Below are 4,286 nucleotides of genomic sequence, written 5' to 3' on the forward strand. Positions count from 1 at the left end.
CACGCTGGTGCTGTGCGACGCGCCGGACCAGCATCAGGCGTTTCCGGGCTATGAGACCATTGCCTATCACGTCACCCCGTCGGGCGGCGTGGTCACTGAAGAGGGCATCAGCCAGTGGTCGCTGGCGGAAAGCGTGACGCCGGGCATCTACAGCACCGACGACTACGACTTCCGCAAGCCGAACGCCTGGATGCTGCAGGCGCGGCAGAATCCGGCGTCGCCGGTGCCGGGCTCGGTGGACGTTTACGACTGGCCGGGCCATTTTGTCGACCACAGCCACGGTGAGTCCTACGCGCGCATCCGTCAGGAAGTGTGGCAGGCCGAGCACCACAGCGTCAGCGGTTCGGGCACGGCTACCGGCATCGCGCCGGGCTTTACCTTCTCGATCATCAACGCGCCGCACTTCAGCGACAACGGCGAGTATCTGGTGACCTCGGCGACCTATGACTTCGCTGAAAATTCCTACGCCAGCGGCGACACCGGCGACAGCCGTCACAACATCCAGTTCACGGTGCTGCCGTCGTCAGTGACGTACCGCACGCCGCCGGAAACTGCGTGGCCGAAAACGCACGGCCCGCAGACCGCGAAGGTGGTGGGACCCAAAGGCGAGTCGATCTGGACCGACCGCTACGGCCGGGTAAAGGTGAAGTTTCACTGGGACCGGCTGGCGAAGGGCGACGACACCAGCTCCTGCTGGGTGCGCGTCTCCAGCGCCTGGGCGGGCCAGGGATTCGGCGGGGTGCAGATTCCGCGAGTGAACGACGAAGTGGTGGTGGACTTCATCAACGGCGATCCGGATCGTCCAATCATCACAGGACGTGTTTATAACGAGGCGAGTATGCCGCCGTGGGCGCTGCCGGCGGCGGCGACGCAGATGGGGTTTTTGAGCCGGTCGAAGGATGGTAACAGCGATACTGCTAATGCGTTGCGTTTTGAAGACAAAGCAGGGCATGAGCAGATTTGGATCCACGCCGAAAAAAATATGGATACGGAAGTGGAAAGCTGTGAGACGCACCATGTCGGTGTGGATCGGCAGAAAAGCATAGGCCGTGACGAAAAGGTCACGATAAAGCGCAATCGTCAGGCCGACGTGGGTGAACATGCGGTGAGCAATACGGGCATCCAGCACGTTATTAATGTTGGCGAAGGCGAAACGGTGCTGACCATGGATAAAGACGGCAATGCGCTGCTTGAAGCCAACACCAGCATTAAATTAAAGGTGAAAGAGAATTACATCTTGATCACCCCCGACGCCATTCAAATCCAGGTGAATACGGGAAATATCCATGCTGAGAGCGAGTTGCAGGCACTGTTTAAAGGCAATAAGCTGACCACCTTAGGTACCGGTAAAGATGCTGAATTAAAGGCAAATGATACGGTAAGCATTACCGGCACGAACATCACCGACATCAAAGGCGCGGTCGTCAATATTAACAGTTAATCGCTTATTGAAAGGAACATCAGTATGGGTATGCCTGCGGCCAGAGCTTCTGTGGATAAAGCGGCTCACGATGGCCCCATTCAGTGCGGCAGTCCTGACGTTATCATTGGTGGATTTCCCGCCGCCCGAAAAGGTGATGAATTTTCGTGTAAGCAACACGGTGGCGGTATTATCATCAGCGGCTCCGGCAGCGTATTCGTTAACGGTATGGCGCTGGCCCGTCAGGGTGATAAGACGCAGTGTCATGCAGGCGGGGCGACGGCTCCCGCGAAATGTAAACCTGCGCCCCCGCAATACTGGGGAGGCTCGCTGGCGAAGAAGGCTGGTGAGGATGGGATGTTGCATGGCGAGCACTACGATGCGCGAATCTTAGGGGCGTATGCCAGCCTGAAAGACAGCACCAATGATGGTAGTTATGACACTGTGTCGACTGGGTTTTCGCTTGAAAATCTCACATTAGCGAATATGAAAAGTGACGCCCTTTTGAAAGGTGAGTTGCGGAATAAAATAGCGGATGCCAATGCAACTGGCTCACTTTACACCGGTGATAGCGGAATCTATGGCATTAATGGCAAAGCCGCAGCGGCGGGTATGCAATATGGCGCGACGGGCTCAATAGGAACAGAGAACACATTGTATGCCATCGCTACCGGCGATGTGACGCTTGGCACTGCTGATGCAAAAGCGGTTGCAGAAGTATATACCGGCAATAAAGGAAGATATGGGTTCAGCGTTGAGGGTGGCGCAGGTGCAGCGGCAGTGAAAGAGAGCGTTACGGGGAAAGTTAGCCTGTACGGTATTGTAGTAGCTGATGCTAAAGGCGGAGTACATTTAGGCGCAGTAGGTGCAGCAGGAGGTTTAACTGCCTATGCGGATGAAACCGATTACTCAGCTACAGTAAAGCTCTCAGGTAGGTTAGCTTTTATACTGGGGATAACAGGCGAAATTAATGTAAAAATTGCATTAAAACCCCTCCGCGACCTGTTTTTTGGTGAAAGGGATAGTACAGAAAAATCTGGAAGCAATGGTGGTGCAGATGGTGCTATCATCAACGGTTGCGCAACGGTTTTAGTTGGCGGTTAAATAAAGATAGGGTTGATTCTAACATGAAATTTATAGCATTTTTATTTTTCTGGATTGTAACGGTTTATTATGTCTGGAACGGAAAGGATTTTTATAATAAAAAAGAATGGGCAGGATTTGGTAAGAAGTTTGTAGGTGTGCTGGTTGGTATTGTAGTACTTGCCTTTGCGCTCAAAGGATTAGTGTTAGCTATTCCCGGATTTAGTAATGATCTTGCTGGAGATTTAATGGAAGAAATAGGCATTTCTTTTATATTTATTCTTGGCATAAAGTTTATGATTATCATGATTTGCACTTTATTTAGTGGGATTGTGGGTTTTCAAAAAAAATATAATGCTGATAATTATGCCCGAATTTCACCTGCTGCCAGTAAGTTAGTGCCTGGCATGCTCATCTTTGCAAAATGCGTGGTTTCTCTTGGCTCTATAGTCATTTATTACGGCATCTGGCTAGCGAATTAAATTAAGAAGGGAAACAGGCTATGAATTTTGAAACGGACTATACTTTTCCCCTTACGCCGGGTTTCTCTAAAGAAGAAATCGAACAACGCTTCTGGAAATGCCTTTATACATCGGCCAGAGAAGAAATGCTGCATTACTGGGTTGTGCTGCCTAAAAGCCTCAAACCTGTGGAACTGGAGCCGGTTGCCTTCCCTGATGTCGGTTTAACCAATATCGGACGCTACTTAACTACGGATGACTCACTCTATCTGGAAGTTTGGGCCGCGTATGAACGCTGCCAGTGGGAGATGAATGCGTCTGATTGGCTGTTTAAAAAACTCGCCATGATGGGCGAAAAAATCCTGCACCGCCGTCTTGTCGGTAAGGCCTCGGAAAACGGTATTTTTGCAGATGTATTGACCCTAAAAACGCACGCTTCCGGTGACGATGTGATCTCACGATACACTGTTCAAAAAGATTACAATCGGGACAGCGGCGGTGGGAACTACCTCTTATTAAAAGCGTCCTGCGCAGCACGCGACTATCCTTCGCTTGCCAATGACATCTATTTTACAGTGGTTAACTGGAATCTGCTGCACCGCAGTAACTTAGCCATGGCGGAGTTGCTGACCTCGGTAAACCTGGATGGGGAAAACACTTTTAAAATACCGTCTTCATGGCATGCCAGCGTTATTGCTGAGAACAGACTTATCGTCGATCACACGATAGGTGGTGTGAATTACGGGGTCATTAATTTTTACTTTTATTCCGGTACCGTATGCCATTCCGCAGAGGATGTTTTTGAAAAGTCGACGCTACGTTTCCGGGAGCATGAGCATTCCGTCACGCTGGCGGCAAACGAGTTGGAACCCATTCCTAATGATATTAATGCTGCGCTGGGTTCGATATCGACCTGTACAGGTGAACTCTACAGCGACGAAGAGAAAATGCGCGCCTTTTACCAGAGTTACATATTCAACTGTTCAGGCTTGTGGTGCTACGTTGAACTGGTAGGGCAGCACAGGAATGATAAAAGTTATCACTTTGAAGCGAATAAACGCTGCGTAGAAATTATTCTGGCGACACTGAATATCAACGTGAAATAATACTGATCCTGCCAATTAATCATCTTTTAGCTGGCATTCCGCCTCGTAGCAATGAGTATCATGGCACCTCTTTTTAACTCTTCATGTGATCCGCTGCAACAATAAAAGACGCTTGTCTGACCCACTGGTATTGCCCGGTCGCGGGTAATACCCGGGTTAATTCACCGATTACCATTAGTCCGGGAAATCACTATGTTTGATCGTATCACCGTCCTT

4 protein-coding genes are annotated in these 4,286 nt (G+C 50.3%); all 4 read left to right on the forward strand.

The annotated features are described in order from the left end of the window. The coding region (locus OK412_RS23360; RefSeq protein ID WP_264353660.1) for a type VI secretion system Vgr family protein at positions 1-1,441 on the forward strand (1,441 nt) is incomplete at its 5' end. A 24-nt stretch (positions 1,442-1,465) separates the two neighbouring features. Next, positions 1,466-2,524, forward strand: coding sequence for a PAAR domain-containing protein (locus tag OK412_RS23365; protein WP_089415248.1), 1,059 nt, complete (start codon positions 1,466-1,468; stop codon positions 2,522-2,524). Between the two features lie 23 nt (positions 2,525-2,547). Beyond that, positions 2,548-2,985 (forward strand): hypothetical protein, encoded by a 438-nt coding sequence (locus OK412_RS23370; protein WP_033757379.1) that lies wholly within the window; start codon positions 2,548-2,550, stop codon positions 2,983-2,985. A gap of 20 nt (positions 2,986-3,005) precedes the next feature. Continuing rightward, the gene (locus tag OK412_RS23375; protein ID WP_089415247.1) at positions 3,006-4,070 is read left to right on the forward strand and encodes a hypothetical protein; all 1,065 of its coding nucleotides are present in this window, start codon (positions 3,006-3,008) and stop codon (positions 4,068-4,070) included. Positions 4,071-4,286: the final 216 nt, after the last annotated feature.

It is taken from the genome of Pantoea sp. JV6 (genome assembly GCF_025910055.1).
In the GTDB taxonomy this organism is placed as follows: Bacteria; Pseudomonadota; Gammaproteobacteria; order Enterobacterales; family Enterobacteriaceae; genus Pantoea; species Pantoea agglomerans.

Excerpts from the sequence above, each read along its gene's own strand:
- OK412_RS23365 (WP_089415248.1), top strand. The coding sequence starts at position 1,466 with ATGGGTATGCCTGCGGCCAGAGCTTCTGTGGATAAAGCGGCTCACGAT.
- OK412_RS23370 (WP_033757379.1), top strand. The coding sequence starts at position 2,548 with ATGAAATTTATAGCATTTTTATTTTTCTGGATTGTAACGGTTTATTAT.
- OK412_RS23375 (WP_089415247.1), top strand. The coding sequence starts at position 3,006 with ATGAATTTTGAAACGGACTATACTTTTCCCCTTACGCCGGGTTTCTCT.